This window comes from Paenibacillus sp. FSL K6-2524, from assembly GCF_038005525.1.
Taxonomy (GTDB): domain Bacteria; phylum Bacillota; class Bacilli; order Paenibacillales; family Paenibacillaceae; genus Fontibacillus; species Fontibacillus anaericanus.
Genome location: NZ_JBBOSP010000001.1, coordinates 3,275,649 through 3,296,855, shown reverse-complemented (window position 1 = coordinate 3,296,855; position 21,207 = coordinate 3,275,649). Strand labels below are relative to the sequence as shown.

Genomic DNA, 21,207 nt, shown 5'->3' with positions numbered 1-21,207 from the left:
CTAACAATAGATATCAGCAAGATTTATATATTAATGATTTAAGTGGCAAGCCAAATAGGCTTGTCTTTTTATATGGTAGACGAGCCTGGCTGAAAAGCTTTTTAACGATATAACAGTCGGGCTCGGTTTAGATCCACTGGAATGTTCGCCCTGATTTCTAAAAAATATTCCAATTGCCATTTTTGTGTTTTTTGAGCTTGAAGACTCAGCGGTCTGTCCCAAGGTGGATAGACGCGTATCGCCCTTTTTCCACCTTTTCCATCTTTTGATAAGATATCTTTTTCAAATAAAATGTTTTTTGGAAAAACAAAATGTCCAAAGTGATCATTTTGCCTTACGCAAATAACAAAGTAATCGATCGGATCAGAAACATCATAAGGCTGGATAGGTTTTTTGCCCACTCTTTCCCAAAGAGTAACGAATTGACCTATTTTCGTTGGTGTAATTTTGGCAGTTCGAAAACGAATCGAGAGATCATTCAGTTTAAATATATAGGCACCGTACTCCGCGTTTTGCTCTTCTGGCTTTAGATTAGAACATACAAATCCGCAGGGGAGGTAAATATATTTTTTTATCGCAATTAAATCGACGTGGACTTTTTTTTCATCCATGGTGGTCCCCCTTTTTAGGTCATTACAACATTATATATTAATATTTCGCTGAGAAGAAAGGGCTGCGTGCGTTATCGTCCTGGTTCAAAAAACAACAGTTAAGATAATCATATAAAAAAACGCATCGAATCCTTAGACTCGATGCGTTCATTTTTATAATTCATTATATAGCTCGCCATCAACAGGTTCTAACCATTCTGATTCCCCCGGTGTAATGGCTAGATGTACAAACCAACTGTCTTTTGTTGCACCATGCCAATAAGCCGAAGTATAGACCTGAAAGTACACTTTAACGAAAGTTATAATGAATAAATCAAATCCAGCAATATGGAATTGTCTAACATTGACTTAAAGTTAACTTTAAGTGATAGAGTGGCAAGAGATAAGAGAGGTGAAGATATTGAATATTACACAAGTGGCAAATCAGTTTGGTTTAGCAGCTTCGACACTGAGATATTACGAACGCGTAGGCTTGATTCCACCGGTTAACCGTAAAGAAAGTGGTGTGCGCGATTATGATCAGGATGATATCAACTGGATTGATTTTATCAAATGTATGCGAGACGCGGGTTTGACGATAGAGGCATTAATTGAATATACAACACTATTTATTGAAGGAAATCACACCATAGAGGCTCGCAAAAAAATCCTAGTTGACGAAAGAGAGAAACAAATACAGAAACGAATACAAATTGACAAAACAATTCAAAGGTTAGCTGGAAAAATTGAAGACTACGACGGGAAATTGCTAGAACGAGAGGCTGAACTCCAGCCAAAGTAGATCTTCGATCGATAAGAGGTTATTTAGTTTTTAAAGGTTGACTTAATGTTAACTTCAAGTTGTAAAGTGTAACTGTATTCATAATCAAGGAGGAATTCATCATGGCAAATATTGAAGGAAAAGTTGTTGTTATCATGGGGGCGTCAAGTGGAATTGGTGAAGCAACCACTAAGAAACTTGCAGAAGAAGGAGCAAGAGTAGTCATTGCCGCTCGTCGTGAAGATCGCTTACAAGCACTTGCCCAATCATTACCAAATGCTGAAATTTCATATCTAGTTGCGGATGTTTCTAACAAGGAAGAGGTCCAATCCGTAATCGATTTAGCAATTGAAAAATATGGCCGAGTAGATGTTCTTTTCAACAATGCTGGAGTCATGCCAACTGCGCCACTGTCGGAATCACGTTTTGATGAATGGCGTCAAATGTTAGACATCAACATCATGGGTGTATTGAATGGCATAGCTGCTGTTCTGCCTGTCATGAAAAAACAACAATCGGGTCATATCATTTCGACGGACTCTATAGCTGGACATGTTGTATATCCGGGTTCTGCTGTATATTGTGGAACTAAATTTGCTGTTCGTGCCATCATGGAAGGGTTACGCCAAGAAGAACGTGAGAACAATCTTCGCAGTACGATTATCTCTCCAGGGGCAGTGGATACCGAATTATATCTAACTTCGAAAGATCTTGAAACTCAAGAGTGGTTGAAGAATAATCAAAGCACAGAAGGTTTCGGATTAAAATCGAGCGATATCGCAGATGCTATAGCCTATGCAATTAGCACTCCTGAGACTGTGGCGGTTAGCGAAATCATGATTCGTCCAACAAAGCAAATGATCTAGTCTGGGTGAGGAGCATGACTTATTCAATTGGAGAATTTGCAGAAATCGTCGGAGTAATAAGAGCACGCTCAGATACTATGAAATGGAAGGATTACTAACTCCTCATCGAAATGAAAAGAATTTACGGATCATGATATTGGTTGGGTTCAATTCCTACTTCATTTGAAAAATTCCGGTATGACGATGGCAGAGCTAAAACAGTATACCCAGTGGCGTGCAATGGGAGACGATACGATTCCTGAAAGGCTGGATCTACTTGAACAGCGCAAGCATTTCGTAGAACAAGAAATTAAAGCATTGCAACAAAACTTGGATATATTAAATCGTAAAATTGTATTCTATCATGATCAGCTAACGGGGAATAAATACGATTTCGTCCTGTACCTAGATGAGCAACAACATGTAGATGAAAAAGTGAATTCATAACAAATTAAAGAGACTGATGGAAACTTTTTGATCCTAAAAATTTCAGTCAGTCTCTTTCTATATATGAGCTATTAGAAAGTTTTTTTAATCCATTTTGAAAAGAAGGGGAGATCAAACAAAATGAAGTCAGAAGATATATTTGAACGTGATAAATCAGGTGAACAAATTTCGCTGGAAGATCCAGGTTATCATAAAATTCGAGATGTAATTAACGAAGCACAAAAAATTACCGCAGAATTGAACAACTCATATCATGATGCGGAAGAGATCAGAAAATTATTTTCCAGGTTGACGGGAATAGAAGTCGATGGCACGTTCGATCTTCTTCCGCCTTTCTACACAGATTTTGGCAAAAATATCAGAGTAGGTAGAAATGTGTTTATCAATCACGCTTGTACTTTTATGGATAGAGGCGGTATAACGATAGAAGATGATGTACTAATTGGACCGAAAGTGAATTTGATTACAATTAACCATCCTCTGGATCCAGCTAAAAGACGATCTACTATATCTACACCTATCGTAATCAAGAAAAATGCATGGATAGGTGTAGGTGCGATGGTAATGCCTGGTGTTACGATTGGAGAAAATTCGATCGTGTCCGCCGGCGCTGTAGTCACGAAAGATGTTCCGCCCAATACTGTTGTTGCAGGCGTTCCAGCAAAAATTATAAAAACGATTGATTTAACGTGAAAATTGTAATGCTCTAACAAAGAAGAAGGCGCAATTTATTTATGATCCCGCCACGCATTCAACTGCGTTTGCACTTCTTTGAGTACCTCGTCGATGCCTGCTTGCTTTAGCTCCTCGTTAAAACGGGGGAGGATCGTATCGACATCGACTGAGCCAGTCATGAGACTTGGATAGTATTTCTTCCAAATCATTTGGATGTTATCGATTTGGGCGGTCATCTTGGATAGATCAGGAGTGAAGCCGAGCACGGTGGACTTGATAACTTCAGAGTTGTATTTACGGAATTGATCCCATTTATCGAGGGGTTCCGGATTATCACCGCCCATGGTTTTTAGGATAAACCAGTTCCCTTGTGTGTATTGTACCCCGGTATAGTTCGCTGGTGCGTTCGGGATCAAGTCACCGTTGCTATCTTTGCTAGGAATTAAGGCTATTTGCCCTTGTTCATCTAGGTTGTAGTGCACTCCTTCAATACCGTAATTAAATAAGTTTCTTATTTCAGGGTCGGTATTAAGTAGATTGAGAAACTTGATAGATTCAACGGGATGTTTCGTGTTAGCATTTACTGCCATAATTCCTCCGCGGACGGATTCCGTAGTGACGACAGTGGGGGTTACGGGATACGATACAATCTTGTAGCCGCGATCCTTACTCCAAGAAGTTTCCGGGAGTGGGCCACCACCAGAGGACTTCCAGAATACTTTATCCCCACGCTTAAGTCCTCCCGGCTCCCGCAGTGCTGCATCTAAGTTGATAAAACCCTCCTTATAATAATGACGTAAAGTGTCTAATACTTGCCGAGCTTCCTTTGTCTCGAAGATATTTACGACCTGAGCATTCGGGTCAAGTGATTTCACCATCAAGGGAACTTTATTGTTCACAATATATTCGTAGCCATAAAGAGCGAAGAAATTATGCGAATCTCGATCCAATTCCATGGGCAAGTATGAAGGCTCTTCCTGCCTAATCATCTGGAGCAACGGTTCGAGCGATTCCAGGGTATTGTATTGGGTAATGTCGATATTATACTTTTCCACTATTGATGCAGGGTACATCCAATGATCACGCACGGCCAACTCTTTATTGGTAGGTACACCGTAAATGCCTCCATCGTTCATACGTACCCCTTGCCAAAAGGTTGGGTCTACGCTGTCGTATAAGTCTTTACCCAGACCTGTAAGGTAATCATCAAGTTTCAGCCATGAACCACGCATAGCGGTGCTAGGATAATTGGTTGCAAAAGCAATGTCGAAAGAACTGCCTGCGGATATAAGCGTGTTCAGCCGATCTTCATACTCTTGCCAACCAACCTTGATATAGGTAATCGTAACACCAATCTTACGAGCCATGATTTCATTGATTTTATCATTTACGAGCTGCAGATCTTTATCGGGCTCTCCAATTGTGTAATAAATCAGATTTACAGTGTCACCAACATATGTGACATCATTGTTCTTACTAGAATCTAGGGAACAACCGGTCATACTTGCTGTGAGTAACAGTATAAGACTGATTGTCATGAAGCTATATCTGTGTCTAAGGCGCGTTAACATCGATATATTCTCCTTTCTGCCGAGTTCGTTGTTAACCTTATCCCCGCAGGTCAGAGGGGGATTTGCCGAAGAAGCTATGAAAGTGAGTATAGAAATAATTGAGATTGTTGTAACCAATGGAATAAGCGATATAAGAAATCTTCTCACCTGTCGATTGAATTCGTTCTTGGGCAAGAAGCATTCGGTAAGCCATTAGGTATTCCGAAAATTTCATTTTCGTTTCTTTAAGAAATAATTGTCCTAGGTAGGTACTGTTCATCTGGAAACGCTCTGCTACTGATTTCAACGTAATATTCTGAGCATATTCCGTTTTGATCATCAGCAGAATGCGGTTGACTAGCTTGGATAAGTTGTCATAACTAACATCCAGTACCGGATCCTTCTTCAAACGCTCGCTACTAATGTTACCTATCGTACCACCCAGATCTTCAACAATAATCTTCTCAATAACTTCCTGTAGCTTTGTACGTTCTATAGGTTTAAGTAGATAATCTTTGACACCACAGCGAAGAGCTTCCTGGGCATATTTAAATTCACTATAGCCGCTCATAATAACATATTTTGTAGGGATATGGAGCTCATTGAGTATGCGTATCGCATCATATCCAAGATTCTTGCCAACGCAGACATCAAAAATTGCGACATCTGGCAGCAACTCCACAACCTTGGAGATGGCCTTCTCTGTAGATTCACAGGTTTCGATCACACTGAAGCCGTATTGTTCCCAGTCTAGGATGCGCTTCATACCCTCCAAAATCTGAGGTTCGTCATCCAATATTAGCAGTTTGTACATTCTAAGGTCACCTCTTTTGAAATCCATACAGAAATCTTGACTCCAGCTTCATTATTATTCTCAATCTTCATAGAGAAGCTGTTCCCGTAGAAGAATTGAAGTCGTGTATTGACGTTCCGTAACCCGATACTATTGGATGAAGTATCATCATTATTAGACAGTGTACTCCGAACTGCTTTTAAACGCTCTGCATGAATACCACGCCCATTATCCACAAATTCTAATACATAATGGTCTTCAGCTTCCCAGCCATTAACTATATAGAGGTTAAATTCATTATTAGCGCTAAACCCATGGAGGAAAAAATTCTCTGCCAGAGGCTGCATCCAAAATTTCACGGTAGGGACCTTAAGTAATGCAGGCTCTACATTAACTTGATAATAAAAACGCTCTGGATACTTAAACTCCATAATCTCTAAGTACTTCTGCAGCAATTCCAGCTCACTTGCAATAGAAATAATATTCTCCTTTTTGACCATTTCACGATAGAGCGATCCTAAAGTAGCAATTGCGTCAGCTGTGTCCCTATCCCGGTTAACAAGGGCAGTGGAGCGGATAACCTCTAATGTATTGTAAAGAAAATGGGGGTTAATTTGGTTCTGAAGAGCTTTCATTTCGGTTTCTTGCTGTTTCAGCTTTAGTAAATATTCGTTACGTATATGCTTATCTAATTGTTGAATCATATCGTCTAATTCTCTTGCGATCATCCCGTATTCATTTCGACGATAACGAGCAGGGCGATTAAGTGTAAAATTGGCTGTCTTCACGCGACCAATCGATTGAATAATACGATGAAGGAAGAGGGCATCATCACGCAAATTGTACGCAATAAGTAGAAGTACGCTTAACATAGTCGCTAATCCGATCAGAAAGATGGTTTGAAGCATCCTAGCATGCTGATTAATCAACATAGATAAATCAATAATGCTAACGAATTTGAAATTGAACTTGGTGGAGGGGAAGGTAACAAAATATTTTTGCTTAAAAAGACCTCTCGAAATAAAACCATGACTGCGTCCACTTGCCGCAGCTTGGCGGGACAATTCCATCAAGTCTAGGTCCGAATCATCCCCGATTAAATAGACGTCACCAGAAGCACTGACTGCAGCAGACTTACCCAATCGATAATTTTGAATAGACTTGAAGATTTGATCACTACTGACCAGAAAACGTAGCTCACCGAATTCCTGAGAGCCCTGCGCTACATCCGATAGTTTCTTGCGATATACGAATCCCTTTAGAATTGTATCGTGAAAAACTTCATCCGTATTGGGAATACCGAACATGAAACTTTCAATTCCGTTATCGTTAAATCGTACGACATTTCCATACTGGTTGGTATGTAGACTAATCTGTGTAATTTCACCTTGCGCCCAGCTGTACAAGTAGGTTTTAATATCCTCTGGGAAGGATACCAAAGGCTGTGAGAATTGGCTGTTTTGTAGTCTATTGGTTAAGTAGCCTTCAGCACTGCTGCTTAGAAAGCTACGAGCATCATCCACTAGACTATGATTGGAGTATATACGCTGCATGTATGCCTCAATTCGGTCGGCATCATACTGTAGCTCATTCTCTACACCAGCGAAAGCATTAGTAGCCTCTATACGGGAATCAGCAACCCATTGATTCAGTAGCATTGCAACGGTCAGAATGCCAAGCGTGATTCCAATGATCACGACGAAGATGATATAGGCAATAAACTTTTGACGATAAATTTTGATTTGCAAAAAAGAGCTCATAGGACACCTCAATTACAGTAGGTCGCCTTAAAGTAAGCGTTTACTATACCACTTTAACATGATTAAACATAGCTTCATAGATAGTAAGTAAAAAGCATCCCATATCGAGTGAATCAATAGGGGATGCTCATGAATGTAATCTTACTTGAAGTAATTATTAATTTGCTCTTGAGCAGCTTTCATAATCGTATCCATACCAGCGGACTTTAATTCAGCTGTAATTTTAGGAACCATTTTCTCCGGATCGGATGCCCCTGTAATGAGTTCATATCTGTATTTATCCCATACTGCTTGGCAATTCGCCACTTCTGTCTGAAGATCGGCAACATCCAATGCGAAACCAAGAATAGAGGAAGATGTCGCTGCATCATTCAGTTTCTTAACCTGTTCCCACTGATCTACAGGAGCACCTTTTGTAACCGCTAGATCAAAGAATGTACCTTGTGTGTAGGCAGCTAGCGGCCAAGTATCAGAAATACGCTCGATTACCTTTTCACCATCAATACTTTGGTAATCTACACCTAACTCACCAAATGCTAGCATATTGCGCAATTTTGGATCTGTGTTGACTAATTCAAGGTACTTAATAGCTTCATTTTTATATTTGGAATTAGCAGAAATCGCATTTAGGGAACCTTGAATTGTACTCGTTGTATAAATAGGTCCATAGTGTTGGAACATAACATACTTATCAACAGCATCATTGATTTGCCAGCTTACTTCTGCACCTGGAAATGCCTGAGCTGCAAAGAATGCTCTGCCTTTGTCGTTCTCCGTTTTAGTCGGAGCATCAGGATTGATGATGCCATCTTGATACCACTGATGCAAGAGTTTGAGGTTGTTAATAACATCAGGCTGCTCGAGAACAGAGACAACCGTACGTGATGCATCGTCAGCTTTTACTCCAATTGGAGCGAAGCCTAGTGTTAAATCGTCATATTCGTTAAAGAAACCATTCAAGCCTTCACCTTGTGTCATTGGCAATGGGTAGAAGTTCTTGCCTTCAGCCTTCATATCATGCAAAGGCTTATCAAGATCTTGCAGTGTTTTGATATTGTTGATATCAATATTGTACTTTTGCACATATTTATCATCGAATACCCAGTACTGTGTTAAGGCTGAATCCTTATAGGTAGGAACGGAATAATACTTGCCGCCAATTTTTGTACCTTCCCATACCTTTTCAGGAATACTTTTGTATAAGTCAGGTGTTTCACTTTGAACTAGATCAGTGATATCGGCGAAAGCACCCATAGCCACTTGCTTACTGTATTTACCACTGTTTGTGAACATAATGTCGAATGGTTCGCCAGTATTCACAATGGTATTTATTTTGGTGTCCCATTCACCCCAGCTGGCTACCTTGATGTCAATTTTCACACCAATTTTCTCGGCCGTGTATTCATTCATGGCTTCAACTGCTTTGCTGAAGTTATTCGGTACTTGACCGCCGATGGTCCACCAGACCAAAGTCGGAATTTCCTTATTGTCTGTTGTGGTTTCCTTTGGTGTGTTGTTTGTCGTCGTAGATCCATCTGTAGTAGATGCATTCTTTGAACCACCACAAGCTGCTAAAGCGGTCAACATTAGTGTCAGTACGCACAGTGTAGAGATGAACTTGAAAGATCTTTTCATTCCATTTCCCCCTTTTAGTAAGTTATGCCACCGTAATAACTCTACGGTGATCTATCATAAACCAAGCAAGCTTGGCTTATTTCGTAGTTATCCTTTGACAGCGCCGATCGTTAGTCCAGAAATAAAATACTTCTGGAAGAAAGGGTAGGCGAAAGCTACAGGCAGAACAATGAGAATGGCTACAGCCATGCGGGCAGATTCCTTCGGCATTGTTGCGACGAGTAATGCGTAGCTAACCCCCATACTTGCGGCATTCTTTGCGAGTGCATCAACATTGCTCATCAAACTATTAAGTAGTGCTTGCAGAGAATATAGGTTCTGGTTGTCGATATAAAGCATCGATTGGAACCAGTCATTCCAGTAACCGAAGCAGAGAAACAGTCCAATTGTAGCAATTACCGGTAAGGAGATAGGTAGTATGATGGAGAAAAAGATTCGTAGCTGGCTCGCACCATCAATTTCAGCAGACTCTATCAGCCCATCGGGAATCGTACTTTTAAAGAAGGTTTTACAGATGATGACGTTGAATGAAGAGACAGCCAGCGGTAGAATAAGTGCCCAGACGCTGTCCTTTAGTCCTAATAGATTTGAATTAATGAAGTAACTGGATACCAGCCCGCCATTGAATACCATGGGGATGAATACCACCCAGGTTAGAAAGCCCTTCAGTTTGTATGTTGGGCGAGAAATTACATATCCCATGGAGGTGGTAAGGAATACACCGAGTATAGTACCCACCACTGTAACAAGTGCGGATACGCCGAACGCTCGTAGAATCATCGATCCTTGTTTAACAATATAGCCGTAAGCCTCTCCTGACAGGACAGTCGGCAATATATGATATCCTGTCTCCCGTATGGAGGCCTCACTGGAAAGTGAAATAGAGAGAACAACAACTACAGGGATGACGCAGATCAGCGCCAAAATGATAAATACCAAATTGAAACAGAGGTTCGTGACATTGCTAGTACGGTTAAATTTGTCAAGACCAGAGTCGTAAGTAGTAGTTTTAATTCTCATCGTCATACCTCCTTACATCATCGCGCTATCTGAATCAATTTTGCGTACGATCCAGTTAGCGGTCAGAATAGTTGCACAACCTAATACGGACTGAACAAAGGCAGCTGCAGATGCCATCCCTACGGTAGCGGTTTTTAATTGTTTATAGACCATGACATCGATGGTGGTAGCCACGTTGAACAGAGAGTTGGAATCTCGTGTAACCTGATAGAACAGACCAAAATCGGTGTAGAATATACGTCCAACTGACAAAATGAACATCATGACGATAACTAGCTTGAGCATGGGCAATGTAATATATCTCGTCTGCTGCCAAATGGAAGCGCCATCAATAATAGCTGCTTCATAATATGTGCTGTCAAGGCTTGTGATGGTTGCTAGATAAATGACCATTCCATAGCCTATTCCTTTCCAGACATTTAAGAAAATCAGAAAGAATGGCCAGTACGATGGTTCCATATACCAGTTAATAGGATCACCGCCCATACTGACGAGCATTGAATTGATAATCCCTTTATCAAAACTTAGGAACGCCCAACCGACTGCAGATACGACAACCCAAGATAAGAAGTAGGGGAGGAACATCATCGTCTGATAAACTTTACTTGCTTTGCGGCTGTGGAGTAGTCCGATCATAATAGCGAACAGAACGGGAAGCACAATGCCTAGTATGATAAAAATAATATTGTAGCCAATGGTGTTTCGAATAATGATCCAAGCGTCATTCGACTTGAATAGGAACTCAAAGTTTTTGAATCCTACCCATGGACTGTTAAACACATTGCTTAAGAATCCGCCGCTAATTCTGAAGTTTTTAAAGGCAATAATAATCCCGAACATTGGCAAGAAACAAAACAGGATGTACCAAATCGTCGTCGGTAATGCCAAGAGGGTTAATTCCGTATCCTGCTTGTGCCAACGGAAAGGTAAGCGCTTACGTTTTTCTTTTTGTTCGGCTTTAGAGCTCATATCTGTCACTCCTTATGGTGTTTTATCGCTTGTAATGTACTTGTTACATTCATTGTATAAGAGGAGCATAAGATGCTTCTAGATAACAAACTTGATACTATAGTCAACAAACGTTAGATTTTTAAGAATTCTGATCCCGCTGGAGGATGGCGACAAGGTTCGTATACGTTAGTAGCTATGCTATGATAGTGACTAATAATATTTTTTATAAAATATTAGGCTCAGTCAAAAAATCTGTGGTTGACATTACGAATACAACAGTGGAGTTTTGGAGGAATGTGAACAAGCGAAGCGTTCACCTTTAAAGGAGGATTTCTACCATATGATATTCAATTTAGGAAATCCTCCTTTAACAGTGATGGTAACATCCTCCAAAACGTAATGCTGCTTCCCTCTACGAGACATCAACCGCTGATTTTGGTTTTGAGCCAAATATATAAAAGTTTTATAGAAGATGAGGGTTCATGTCATGCCAAAAAACGATAATATGTTAGCAATTTTATGGATGCTGAATTCGGGCGTGAAATTGACAGCAAAACAAATATCCGAACAGTTAGAAATAAATATAAGGACAGTTTATCGATATATTGATGCTCTATGTGCCAGTGGTGTGCCTATAATATCCGATGCAGGTCATAATGGCGGCTATAGCTTGCTGAATAATTTTATCAGAGCGCCTTTGCTATTTGATATTGAAGAGAAAAAGGCACTTCTTCATGCTGCTGTGTTTGCAAAAGAAGCCGGATACCCTTTGAGTGAAGCATTAGACAATGCGACATCAAAATTGAAAATGTATTCGAATCAGGAGCAAGAAAGTATACTTAACCGTCATTTAGCAGGATTTGATGTTATAAATCGCATGGGAGACCCCTCTGATCAGCCAGTATTAGCGGAATTGGAGCAGGCAGTAGCAAACGAATTCTCAGTAGAAATTGATTATCGCACGAGCCGTGAAGAACAACCCAAGACTAGGTTGATAGACCCCTATGGCATGGTTTACTGGAACAATAAATGGTATATTGTTGCATTTTGCCACCTAAGAAATGAGATTCGCAGCTTTCGGGTAGATCGGATACTACAAATCACGCTTACCCAGATTAGCTTTAAGCGTTCCGAAGCTTTTTCGGCCCGTGAATTTTTTATGCGAAATCTGTTACCTGATTTAGAGGGCAAGGAAGGATTAATTTCTTTAGTTATCGGAGGCAGGGCAGAGGCATTGGATGACTTATGCCTGCATTGGTTTTTGGGGCATCATCTGAAAGAGCGGACAGCAAATCAAGCCATCTTTTTACTTGAGGAAGAAACCATTCACAACTATGTCCCTTATTTTCTCCTATCCTATGGAAAATCGCTTCAAGTAATCGAACCACAGAGTCTAAAAAAACAACTTGTTGCCGTTGCGTCGGAGTTAATGGAATATTATCAACTTTAGAAACTTCACTGACAGCAGATGTCAGTGAAGTTTTTTTATAATGATGATGATCATTGATTACCTATGGATGAATGGATGGAATCACTTGATGAATTGAAAAATAAGGAGAACTTGCAGATGAATAACAAGGTATATCTATATGTGTTTGACACGATGGCAGATTGGGAAATAGGCTATTTAACTGCCGAACTAAACTCGGGAAGATATTTTAAAAAGGGGCTATCCCCATCAAAAATTGTTACTGTGGGTATTGAAAAGAGCCCTGTAACTACAATGGGCGGGTTGAAAATATTGCCTGACATCATACTAGATGAGTGCAACATTGAAACCAATGATGCATTGATTTTACCGGGTGGAGAGACGTGGACAGAAACCATTCACCAACCCATCTTAAAATTCGCCGAGCGGTGCTTAAAAGAAGATATTTTGGTTGCAGCTATTTGTGGCGCTACAATGGGACTGGCCCAGATAGGATTGCTCAATTCACGCCTGCATACTAGCAATGATCTGGAATACCTTAAAATGGTCTGTCCCACGTACACGGGCGAAAAGTATTACAAAATGGAGTCTGCTGTCACCGATGGAAAAATGATCACGGCGTCTGGTGTAGCTCCGTTAGAATTTTCAGTACACGTCTTGAAAGCTCTAGGTGTGTTATCACCAAAAACATTAGATGCCTGGTATAGTCTTAATAAAACTCATGAATCGAAATATTTCTTCGAGTTAATGGATTCAATTCATTAAGCAATCAGGTGCTAGAAATGAAGATCAAGGCTGTCACTTTGACAGTCTTTTTTATGTTACTAACGGTGCAAGTCGAAACCGATAGCTCAACAAATCCTAGGAGCATACCCATAGCACTTCTCATACACTATCCAAAAAGGAGTTAAAAACCTAATGGTTAGAAGCTACAAACTAAGCAATGTGACACAAGCTTACCTGAATACTTACTATTATATCCTCAACACCATGATTAGAAGGATGACCAGTGTACAGCTTACGCATAGTATCTCAGAAAACTTTATTCAGCAGATGATTCCCCATCATCTAGCAGCGATTGAGATGTCTAAGAATATACTAAAGTACACAACAAATCTTGAAGTACAGAGTATCACTACAAATATTATTTCAGCCCAAACCAAAAGTATCTCTAATATGCAATCTATCCAGTCTAAATGTAGAATGCTGACGAATAAAGATTTCGAACAATCTAATTATATGAGAAGATTCGAGAAGATAGCGCAAACGATGTTTTATGAAATGGGATCAGTTCATGTAACCAATGGTGTAAATGCCAATTTTGTACGCGAAATGATTCCTCACCATGAGGGTGCTGTAAGAATGTCAAATAACGCACTGCAGTTTAATATCTGCCCAGAACTCAAACCTATTCTTTATTCAATCATAACTACCCAATGCGAGGGTATACAACAATTGAAACACCTGCTTAAACATCTCGATAATTGCTAATATAACCGTATCCCTAAAAGCAATGACGGATTATTCAGATCTAAGCTAATCTTATATATGAGCAATTGCTTCCGGAATATCCGGCTCTAAGCTATTGCTCTATTTGAATTGTAAGAGGTTATTACTCCGATTGTGCCCATTATTGGGGAGACTAGTACACATGTGAACTTTAATAAAGATGTTGACTCGACACCAAATGGCGTCCTATGATGAAAGTCACACTAAATTAAAATGATATCGAATTAAGAAATCACACGCGAGGGTGTTATGTCCGCAAAGTCGCATACTTTAAGAACATTGTGAAATTAACGGTTGCCCCTAGGTAATAATATTTAGGAGAGGGCCCAGTTTGAAAAGGTGTTGGAACAATAACCGTATGAGTAAAGGAAGATATCTAATGACCCAAGAATATATTGAAATCCGTGGCGCACGGGAGAATAACCTTAAGAATGTATCTTTACGCATTCCGAAGCGCAAAATCACTATTTTTACTGGCGTATCCGGTTCTGGCAAATCATCGATCGTTTTCGATACCATCGCTGCCGAATCCCAGCGTCTACTGAACGAAAACTTTACCATGTTCGTCCGCACCTTTCTACCGCGTGTACCGCAGCCGGATGCTGACGCGATCGAAAACCTGAGTATGGCCGTGATCGTCGATCAGAAGCGCTTAGGCGGCGGTGCTCATTCGACCATGGGTACGATTACAGATATCTCACCCATTCTCCGTCTTCTCTTCTCCCGCGTGGGTAAGCCACACATTGGACAAGCGAACATGTTCTCCTTTAACGATCCGCAAGGTATGTGTCCCGATTGCAACGGGATCGGTCGCAGTCTAGGCGTAGACATGAGTAAAGCGATAGATATGTCAAAGTCGCTGAATGAAGGGGCAATCATGCTGCCGGACGCTGCGGTGAACAGCATGGATTGGACCATGACTGTGCAGGCCGGTTCCTATGATACCGACAAGAAACTGAGCGATTTTTCCGAAGAGGAGCTAGAAGAACTGCTGTATGGCAAAGCAAAAAAAGTGGGGACGCAGTTCGGCGGGAAGACCATCAATATTACAGTGGAAGGCTTCATCGAAAAGTTTACCAACAAGTTCATCAAGCGTGATGTCAAAACGATGTCGGAGCGCACCCAGAAAAAGGTGGAGCCGTTTATCATCGAAGGACCCTGCCACCTTTGCCACGGTGCTCGCCTCAGCCAAGCGACTCTGAGCTGTAAAATCAACGGTAACAATATTGCTGAGCTCTCTTCCATGGAGGTTGGCCAGTTGATCGGGGTAATAAAGGATATTCAAGATCCAGTAGCAGCGCCTATAGTTAAAGCATTGACGGACAGACTGCAGCACTTGGTTGATATTGGTTTGGATTATCTAAGTCTTGACCGTGAAACTGACACTTTATCCGGTGGAGAATCCCAGCGTGTCAAAATGGTCAAACATCTAAGTGGCAGCCTTGTGGATGTAGTCTACATTTTTGATGAACCGAGCGTTGGTTTGCATCCTCGTGATGTACATCGCCTTAATGAATTACTACAAAAACTACGCGATAAAGGCAATACGGTTATTGTCGTGGAACATGACCCCGATGTGATACAAGTAGCCGATCATATCGTCGATGTCGGTCCTTATGCCGGGAGCCGTGGCGGCACTATTATGTATGAAGGTAGCTTTTCTGGCCTGCTAGAGTCAGATACTCTGACGGGCAATCATATGAAGCAAGCGATGCCGATTAAGGAGCATTTTCGAGCGGCCACGGGTAAACTATCCGTCGTGAACGCTAGTCTGCATAACTTGAACAATGTTAGCGTCGATATTCCAACGGGAGTATTAACTATAGTGACAGGCGTAGCTGGTTCCGGAAAAAGCACATTAATCAACGATGTGTTCTTGCAAAAGCATCCCGATGCGATTGTGATCGACCAGTCTGCTGTCGGTGTCTCGACTCGTTCGAATCCGGCTACCTATACGGGCATCATGGACGATGTGCGCAAGGCCTTTGCATCCGCCAACAAAGTGAACGCCGGCTTGTTCAGCTTTAATTCCAAGGGTGCTTGTGAAAATTGTCAGGGCCTAGGTGCTGTTTATACCGATGTTGCTTTTTTGGATAGTGTAAAAACAACCTGCGAAGTATGCGGCGGCAAACGCTTCAAAGAAGAGGTACTCGCTTACAAGTTGAACGGGAAATCAATAGCCGATGTGCTGGAGATGACCATTGAACAAGCACTCGCTTTCTTTGATATTAAAGAAGTTGTGCGCAAGCTTCAGGCCATGAGTGACGTGGGACTGAATTATTTGACACTCGGTCAGCCGCTCAGCACACTATCAGGCGGTGAGTGCCAACGCATCAAGCTGGCTAGCGAACTGCATAAACAGGGAAGTATTTACGTCATGGACGAACCGACGACCGGACTTCATATGTCGGATATCACTCATTTGCTGGATATCATGAATCGTCTGGTAGATGCCGGAAATACAGTTATCGTGATCGAGCATAACCTGGATGTCATCAGAAACGCCGATTGGATCATAGATATGGGGCCCGAAGGCGGTAAAAATGGTGGTAAAGTCATCTTCGAAGGCACACCCAAACAACTTCTAAGCGCAGAACATTCACTTACAGGCAAGTATTTAAGTAGATGAATGATATCCGTCGCTAATGATGATTCATTCGAAACTATTTCATAGAAGTTGTCGTCATAGTATGACGAGGTGATATTTAATGACGAAAATACGTGCCTTCCTCTTAATGTTAGTTTTAGTGATGGCTACGATTTTTACTGGATGTGCAAAGACAACAACTGAGTCTTTACCTGATTTAGTTGGTTCCATTAAGGTAGTAAATATAGACTCAGATACAACAATAACTTATACTTTTAAAAATCAAAGCGATAAAAAAGTTACTGTTATTGGAGGAGCGAGTTATAAGCTGCTAATGAATGACCAACTCGCGGAAGAAGGCGGAGTTCCAATTAAAGACTACATCGAATTGGAGCCTGGAAAAGAGTACACCGATACAAAAACGTTTTCGAATTTAGAGCCTGGCTCATATACCATATATGTGGATTGGGACAAAACGATAGTATCTGCTAAATTTGATCGAAGTTAAAGAAAATAACCGAGGAAATCAAGTTTAAACCCACTGATCAGAAATGAATCAGTGGGTTTTTGTAACTGTAAGAGAACAAGAACCTATAGAACCTATACCTAATGGAATCCGTGCTAGGGGCAGCTCTCTTATTTGGTGTACTTAGACCAGGTATAGTGGCTACATAATCAGAATTAGTATCCTTCATTTCATATCGCAAATGCTTTCTTCAAATGGGCTTAGATGTTCATCGACATCTTTTATAAAAATGACCTTTTAATTTGAAATTAGTTATAATGATTAGTTATATTATTATTTAGAGAAGATTAATAATGTGCATAATATGTACAATTATGTGGAGGGAGCGTCAAGAATTTTGTGTAAATGAAAATATACCTCTCTTGTAGAAGTTCGTTTAGTTTTTGTTAGAGAACATTGCTAGCAGTTCTGATCGAGCTTGATCGAAGCCAATATGACAACGGGTAGCAAAGCGTTGGTTATAGCTTTCAAACTGTGAAACCAAGAATTTTTCTAGTGCCTCTTCATGGGGAAATTGTTCTTTACGATTAGTGTATTTCTTAATCTGTTTGTTAAAGGATTCTATTAAATTCGTTGAATAAATGCTTCTCCAGATCGGCTTAGGAAAGCTGTAAAACGTGAAGATATAGGGATTTTCTCGCAGGGATTTAGTGACCTTAGGATATGCTGTTTTCCATTTATCACAGAAGGTTGCCAGCGCCGCTTTACCAGCTGCTTCATCGTCAGATCGATAGACGGATTTGAAGTCTTCACAGATCTCTGCTCGATCTGAGACACGAACTTTATGGGCAATATTACGTGCTAAATGAACACAGCATGTTTGGTACTTCGCCTGCGGGTAGATCTCCTGAATCGCATTCACAATACCTGTGAGTCCATCGGAGATAAACAGAAGGATTTGTTCCGTGCCACGCTGTTTCACGTCCTGAAGGAGTTCTTTCCAAATGTAAGCTGATTCGGTCGGTGCAACGGCGTACGTAAGAACTTCCTTGGAGCCATCCTCACGAATTCCCACGGCAATGTAGACCGCTTCCTTAGATACCGTTTCACGTTTAACGGCGATATAGGTCGCATCAATATAGACGCACACATAGCGCTCCTCAAGAGGTCGTTTCATAAACGCATCGACATGCTCTACCATCACTTTTGTCATGTTCGATATGGTTTGTGGTGTGTAGTGGTGACCGTACATTCTCTCGATTAGGTCGGCAATCTCCGTCATCGTGACACCCTTTTGAAACATGTGGATGACAAAGGATTCTAGCGTATCATTCGAGCGTTTGTACGGTGCTACAGTCTGTTGCTTAAACTCTCCGTTACGATCTCGAGGAATGTTGAGTTGCAGGTCCCCATACTCGGTATGAAGCGTTCGGCAGTAGCCACCGTTTCGAGAATTCCCTGAATTCATACCTATACGGTCATATTTTTCATAGTCTAGGAATGCAGTAAGCTCCGTCTCTAACAGGTGATTCATAGCACACTCTAAGTGACTGCGAAATACTTCCGTTACATCTTGTTTTGTGACTAGAGCTTGGACTAAATCTGTTGTAAAATGATTCATAGGGAAGACCTCTCTTTGAATTGTTGTGTGGTAACTCAATTCTACAAGAAAAGGTCTTCCTTTTTCTATTTATCTATTTACACAAAATATTTTACGCTCTCTATGTGGAATTTGTTGTCATCTTGTTGTCATCTTGTTGTCATCTTAGGAGGAGACTTATATTGGCGTTTAATATCATCATTTTGATTGTTCTCATCTTGGTAAATGCTTTTTTTGCTGCATCCGAAATTGCTTTAATTTCAATTAATGAAAATAAGATAAGAATTATGGCGAAGCAGGGTAATCGGAAAGCAATTATCATTGATAAATTAGTGTCCGAACCAAGTGGATTTTTGGCCACTATTCAAATTGGGATCACTTTAGCAGGGTTTTTAGCCAGTGCCTTTGCAGCAGACAGTTTTTCCAACGTGTTGGTGGATTATTTACTCTCACTGGGTGTAACGATTTCTCCTGATCTGTTGGACACCTTGTCCGTAATCGTGATTACACTAATATTGTCTTACTTTACGTTGGTATTTGGCGAGTTGGTGCCCAAACGTCTGGCTATGCAGAAGGCAGAACCAATTGCGATGATCGTAGCCATTCCGCTAAATGTATTATCTATTGCTGTTTCTCCTTTTGTGAAGTTTTTGACTGCATCTACTAATCTAACGGTTCGACTATTCGGTGTTGATCCAAATGCTGAAGAGGAAGAAGCCTCGGAAGAGGAGATCCGTATGATGGTTGATGCTGGCTTGGAGAGAGGTACAATACAGAAAAGTGAACGGATGATCATCCATAATCTTTTTGATTTTGATAATAAAACAGCTTCTGACTTGATGACACACCGTGTAGATATGATTGCGATTCATTCTGGTATTCAGCGAGCTGAAGCCATCAATCTTGTCGCTTCTGAGCAGTACACTAGATTTCCTGTATATGAAAAAGGGATCGATGACATCATTGGGATTCTGCACGCCAAGGATCTGATTAGATATATCGTGTCTAACAAACAAGAAGAATGGGATATCAAATCGGTCATACGGACTCCTTATTTTGTAATTGAAACAAAAAAAGCAGATGAGCTTCTGGAGGAACTTCAACAAAACAGGGTACATATGGCGGTAGTCCTAGATGAATACGGGGGGACTGCTGGTATCGTTACCATGGAAGATTTGATTGAAGAGATCGTTGGACTTATTTTTGATGAACATGATGAAGATGAAGCTGAATATGTGCAGGTGGATGAACGGACCTATGTGTTCTCAGGTACTTTCCACTTAGATGAATTGAAGAATATTTTATTAATTGACTTTCCTGAAGATGACTACGACACTTTAAGTGGTTTTGTCATCGGGACACTTGGCCGTATTCCAACAAAACAGGAACGATCAGAATTCGAGTACAACGGTTATCAGTTTAGAGTGGAGGAAGTAGGTAAACAGCGAATCCGCAAAATACGTGTAACGAAAAATATAAACTGACACAAATAAAAGGAGGCTGCCATTTTATGCAGCTCGATAGTGGAATAGCGGTTGCTTCGGCAACCTTTTTTTGTTTAACTAACTGGCAGTTAACTTCAACAAACAATAGTGAATTTATGGTACATTTATTTTCTAATGGGCAGTGCTTGTTTAATTGAACGGATGATATTTAAAGGGAACGATCGTGGTGGTGGATCGTGAGAAATACCTTTATGAAATGGAGGGACGTATTATGAGTGAAATAGAAGAAGTGCTACCAGGCGGGAATGTTAACAAGGTTGTGCGAGTAGGCGATACCATTCGCCGAAGTGCTACCAACAATTCGTATGTAAATGATCTTTTGCTTCATTTGGAAAAAAGCGGGTTCTGCAACGCCCCGCGTTTTCTCGGCAAGGATGAACAGGGGCGCGAAATGTTTACTTTTATCCCAGGTGAGGTTCCTGGAAATGATTATCCGGATATATCACCTTACATATGGTCGGATGCTTCGCTTATAGAAATAGCGAAATTACAGAGGAAATTCCACGATGCAACACGAGGGTTTGCTTCCGAAGCAATACCAAAAAACGCTTATCCAGATCCAGCAATAAATGAAGTCGTTTGTCATAACGACGCGGCGCCGTATAATATTGTCTTTAAAGACCAGTATCCAATGGCGCTCATCGATTTTGACATGGCAAGTCCCGGCCCTCGTATTTGGGATATCGCGTATACACTTTACACAACCGTTCCGCTTGCCAGTTTCGAGCCAGCTCCACCCGATGCGGCGACTGTGTCCTATAGTCCCGATCTACATGCTGGAAATCGGCGGCGTCGGATTGCTCTGTTTTTCGAAAATTATGGTATGGAAGCCCCGGATAATCTAAAGCAGTGGGTTATTGAGCGCCTTCAAGCTTTGTGTGCAACGCTTTCTCAAGGCGCAGCTAATGGAGAGGAAGCTTTTGTGAAAATGATTGAAGAAGGTCATTTATCTCATTATGAGCAGGAAATTAAGTTTTTGACTTTGAATTTTGACGATTGGACTATATATCAAGATTAATATACAGTGAGCAATTATTAACTAACTGGACACGATAGTTTAATAA

Annotated in this window: 20 protein-coding genes; 11 read left to right on the top strand and 9 right to left on the bottom strand. The window is 40.9% G+C overall.

The window, feature by feature from the left end; translation table 11 throughout:
• Nucleotides 1-101: 101 nt before the first annotated feature.
• Complete coding sequence (locus NST85_RS15020; RefSeq protein ID WP_341189674.1) at nucleotides 102-611, bottom strand: MepB family protein; 510 nt, start codon at nucleotides 609-611, stop codon at nucleotides 102-104.
• Between the two features lie 153 nt (nucleotides 612-764).
• Nucleotides 765-899, bottom strand: a complete 135-nt coding sequence (locus NST85_RS15015) for a hypothetical protein (protein ID WP_341189673.1) — start codon at nucleotides 897-899, stop codon at nucleotides 765-767.
• 112 nt (nucleotides 900-1,011) lie between these two features.
• Between NST85_RS15015 and NST85_RS15010 the strand changes: the two genes are divergently transcribed.
• The 4 genes from NST85_RS15010 to NST85_RS14995 all read left to right on the top strand — a co-directional run bounded on the left by NST85_RS15010 (nucleotide 1,012) and on the right by NST85_RS14995 (nucleotide 3,356).
• Nucleotides 1,012-1,392, top strand: a complete 381-nt coding sequence (locus tag NST85_RS15010) for a MerR family transcriptional regulator (RefSeq protein ID WP_341189672.1) — start codon at nucleotides 1,012-1,014, stop codon at nucleotides 1,390-1,392.
• Nucleotides 1,393-1,493: 101 nt separating this feature from the next.
• Nucleotides 1,494-2,237 carry an SDR family oxidoreductase gene (locus tag NST85_RS15005; RefSeq protein WP_341189671.1) on the top strand — a complete coding sequence of 248 codons (744 nt, stop codon included), beginning with the start codon at nucleotides 1,494-1,496 and terminating at the stop codon, nucleotides 2,235-2,237.
• 162 nt (nucleotides 2,238-2,399) lie between these two features.
• Nucleotides 2,400-2,663, top strand: coding sequence for a hypothetical protein (locus NST85_RS29335; protein ID WP_445671156.1), 264 nt, complete (start codon nucleotides 2,400-2,402; stop codon nucleotides 2,661-2,663).
• A 120-nt stretch (nucleotides 2,664-2,783) separates the two neighbouring features.
• Nucleotides 2,784-3,356, top strand: coding sequence for a sugar O-acetyltransferase (locus NST85_RS14995; protein ID WP_341189670.1), 573 nt, complete (start codon nucleotides 2,784-2,786; stop codon nucleotides 3,354-3,356).
• Between the two features lie 35 nt (nucleotides 3,357-3,391).
• On the opposite strand, the gene NST85_RS14990 is transcribed toward NST85_RS14995, so the two are convergent.
• The 6 genes from NST85_RS14990 to NST85_RS14965 form a co-directional block, all read right to left on the bottom strand.
• On the bottom strand, nucleotides 3,392-4,909 hold the full coding sequence (locus tag NST85_RS14990; protein WP_341189669.1) for an ABC transporter substrate-binding protein: 1,518 nt from the start codon (nucleotides 4,907-4,909) through the stop codon (nucleotides 3,392-3,394).
• Between the two features lie 37 nt (nucleotides 4,910-4,946).
• Nucleotides 4,947-5,702: a response regulator gene (locus NST85_RS14985; RefSeq protein ID WP_341189668.1), complete on the bottom strand. Its 756-nt coding sequence runs from the start codon at nucleotides 5,700-5,702 to the stop codon at nucleotides 4,947-4,949.
• A complete protein-coding gene (locus NST85_RS14980) occupies nucleotides 5,687-7,441 on the bottom strand; it encodes a sensor histidine kinase (RefSeq protein WP_341189667.1) in 1,755 nt (584 codons plus the stop codon). The genes NST85_RS14985 and NST85_RS14980 overlap by 16 nt, the downstream gene beginning before the upstream one ends.
• Before the next feature lie 141 nt (nucleotides 7,442-7,582).
• Entirely contained in the window at nucleotides 7,583-9,076 is a 1,494-nt protein-coding gene (locus NST85_RS14975; RefSeq protein ID WP_127192701.1) for an ABC transporter substrate-binding protein, read from the bottom strand.
• 87 nt (nucleotides 9,077-9,163) lie between these two features.
• Nucleotides 9,164-10,096 (bottom strand): carbohydrate ABC transporter permease, encoded by a 933-nt coding sequence (locus NST85_RS14970; RefSeq protein WP_246054142.1) that lies wholly within the window; start codon nucleotides 10,094-10,096, stop codon nucleotides 9,164-9,166.
• Between the two features lie 12 nt (nucleotides 10,097-10,108).
• Complete coding sequence (locus tag NST85_RS14965) at nucleotides 10,109-11,065, bottom strand: ABC transporter permease (RefSeq protein WP_127192699.1); 957 nt, start codon at nucleotides 11,063-11,065, stop codon at nucleotides 10,109-10,111.
• Between the two features lie 469 nt (nucleotides 11,066-11,534).
• Between NST85_RS14965 and NST85_RS14960 the strand changes: the two genes are divergently transcribed.
• From NST85_RS14960 to NST85_RS14940, 5 genes are all read left to right on the top strand, one after another.
• Entirely contained in the window at nucleotides 11,535-12,497 is a 963-nt protein-coding gene (locus NST85_RS14960) for a helix-turn-helix transcriptional regulator (RefSeq protein ID WP_127192698.1), read from the top strand.
• Nucleotides 12,498-12,614: 117 nt separating this feature from the next.
• The gene (locus tag NST85_RS14955) at nucleotides 12,615-13,241 is read left to right on the top strand and encodes a type 1 glutamine amidotransferase family protein (RefSeq protein WP_127192697.1); all 627 of its coding nucleotides are present in this window, start codon (nucleotides 12,615-12,617) and stop codon (nucleotides 13,239-13,241) included.
• Between the two features lie 153 nt (nucleotides 13,242-13,394).
• The gene (locus tag NST85_RS14950; protein ID WP_127192696.1) at nucleotides 13,395-13,967 is read left to right on the top strand and encodes a DUF305 domain-containing protein; all 573 of its coding nucleotides are present in this window, start codon (nucleotides 13,395-13,397) and stop codon (nucleotides 13,965-13,967) included.
• A gap of 397 nt (nucleotides 13,968-14,364) precedes the next feature.
• Nucleotides 14,365-16,614: an ATP-binding cassette domain-containing protein gene (locus NST85_RS14945; RefSeq protein WP_127192695.1), complete on the top strand. Its 2,250-nt coding sequence runs from the start codon at nucleotides 14,365-14,367 to the stop codon at nucleotides 16,612-16,614.
• 79 nt (nucleotides 16,615-16,693) lie between these two features.
• Entirely contained in the window at nucleotides 16,694-17,080 is a 387-nt protein-coding gene (locus NST85_RS14940; protein WP_127192694.1) for a hypothetical protein, read from the top strand.
• A gap of 394 nt (nucleotides 17,081-17,474) precedes the next feature.
• On the opposite strand, the gene NST85_RS14935 is transcribed toward NST85_RS14940, so the two are convergent.
• Entirely contained in the window at nucleotides 17,475-18,659 is a 1,185-nt protein-coding gene (locus NST85_RS14935) for an IS256 family transposase (RefSeq protein WP_341189008.1), read from the bottom strand.
• Nucleotides 18,660-18,820: 161 nt separating this feature from the next.
• On the opposite strand from NST85_RS14935, the gene NST85_RS14930 reads away from it, so the two are divergent.
• Together NST85_RS14930 and NST85_RS14925 are read left to right on the top strand one after the other, a co-directional pair.
• Nucleotides 18,821-20,122, top strand: a complete 1,302-nt coding sequence (locus NST85_RS14930) for a hemolysin family protein (RefSeq protein WP_341189666.1) — start codon at nucleotides 18,821-18,823, stop codon at nucleotides 20,120-20,122.
• A 232-nt stretch (nucleotides 20,123-20,354) separates the two neighbouring features.
• Entirely contained in the window at nucleotides 20,355-21,161 is an 807-nt protein-coding gene (locus NST85_RS14925; protein ID WP_127192692.1) for a phosphotransferase, read from the top strand.
• The last annotated feature ends 46 nt before the right edge of the window (nucleotides 21,162-21,207 follow it).

Excerpts from the sequence above, each read along its gene's own strand:
- NST85_RS15020 (WP_341189674.1), bottom strand. The coding sequence starts at position 611 with ATGGATGAAAAAAAAGTCCACGTCGATTTAATTGCGATAAAAAAATAT.
- NST85_RS15005 (WP_341189671.1), top strand. The coding sequence starts at position 1,494 with ATGGCAAATATTGAAGGAAAAGTTGTTGTTATCATGGGGGCGTCAAGT.
- NST85_RS14995 (WP_341189670.1), top strand. The coding sequence starts at position 2,784 with ATGAAGTCAGAAGATATATTTGAACGTGATAAATCAGGTGAACAAATT.
- NST85_RS14990 (WP_341189669.1), bottom strand. The coding sequence starts at position 4,909 with ATGTTAACGCGCCTTAGACACAGATATAGCTTCATGACAATCAGTCTT.
- NST85_RS14985 (WP_341189668.1), bottom strand. The coding sequence starts at position 5,702 with ATGTACAAACTGCTAATATTGGATGACGAACCTCAGATTTTGGAGGGT.
- NST85_RS14980 (WP_341189667.1), bottom strand. The coding sequence starts at position 7,441 with ATGAGCTCTTTTTTGCAAATCAAAATTTATCGTCAAAAGTTTATTGCC.
- NST85_RS14975 (WP_127192701.1), bottom strand. The coding sequence starts at position 9,076 with ATGAAAAGATCTTTCAAGTTCATCTCTACACTGTGCGTACTGACACTA.
- NST85_RS14970 (WP_246054142.1), bottom strand. The coding sequence starts at position 10,096 with ATGAGAATTAAAACTACTACTTACGACTCTGGTCTTGACAAATTTAAC.
- NST85_RS14965 (WP_127192699.1), bottom strand. The coding sequence starts at position 11,065 with ATGAGCTCTAAAGCCGAACAAAAAGAAAAACGTAAGCGCTTACCTTTC.
- NST85_RS14960 (WP_127192698.1), top strand. The coding sequence starts at position 11,535 with ATGCCAAAAAACGATAATATGTTAGCAATTTTATGGATGCTGAATTCG.
- NST85_RS14955 (WP_127192697.1), top strand. The coding sequence starts at position 12,615 with ATGAATAACAAGGTATATCTATATGTGTTTGACACGATGGCAGATTGG.
- NST85_RS14950 (WP_127192696.1), top strand. The coding sequence starts at position 13,395 with ATGGTTAGAAGCTACAAACTAAGCAATGTGACACAAGCTTACCTGAAT.
- NST85_RS14945 (WP_127192695.1), top strand. The coding sequence starts at position 14,365 with ATGACCCAAGAATATATTGAAATCCGTGGCGCACGGGAGAATAACCTT.
- NST85_RS14940 (WP_127192694.1), top strand. The coding sequence starts at position 16,694 with ATGACGAAAATACGTGCCTTCCTCTTAATGTTAGTTTTAGTGATGGCT.
- NST85_RS14935 (WP_341189008.1), bottom strand. The coding sequence starts at position 18,659 with ATGAATCATTTTACAACAGATTTAGTCCAAGCTCTAGTCACAAAACAA.
- NST85_RS14925 (WP_127192692.1), top strand. The coding sequence starts at position 20,355 with ATGAGTGAAATAGAAGAAGTGCTACCAGGCGGGAATGTTAACAAGGTT.